The sequence below is a fragment of the Polaromonas sp. P1_G2 genome, from assembly GCF_056405515.1.
Genome location: NZ_JBFUBY010001181.1, coordinates 1 through 446, shown reverse-complemented (window position 1 = coordinate 446; position 446 = coordinate 1). Strand labels below are relative to the sequence as shown.

Here is a 446-nt window from a genome sequence, read left to right as displayed (position 1 = left end):
GCAGAGAGATTTCCTCCACACGCTCGCGCACTTCGACGATCTGGATCKCGCCCGTGCGCGGATGTGCCTCGATCCGCCGCCGCGCTGCCCATTCATAAGCGTCGTCGTGGTGATCCACATAGGCCAGCATCACGCTGTCGCCAGCCTTGTGGATGATGATCCGGAGATCGCGATTGACGCGCACCGACCAGAAGTTCGGGTCCTTCGACGCGTCGATCCGGTGGAACTGCAGGCCGGGCCGGTTGGGATCGGTCTGCAGGTCGAACGCCGTCAGCTTAACCTGCTTCTGCTCGTCATTGGTGAGCTTGGCAAGGGCGGCGGTGAAGCTGTCGGCGAGAATGGTGGTCATGTCAGCTTTTCTTCATTATTGTCGTTGGGAAGGCGTTTGCGCAGCGACACTAAGACGAATTTGCCGGACTCGGGCGAAGCAAGCCTGAGTGCTGACT

1 protein-coding gene is annotated in these 446 nt (G+C 60.2%); it reads right to left on the bottom strand.

The window, feature by feature from the left end:
• The coding region (locus AC1D0P_RS29665; RefSeq protein WP_477680005.1) for a type II toxin-antitoxin system RelE family toxin at positions 1-349 on the bottom strand (349 nt) is incomplete at its 3' end.
• Positions 350-446 lie beyond the last annotated feature (97 nt).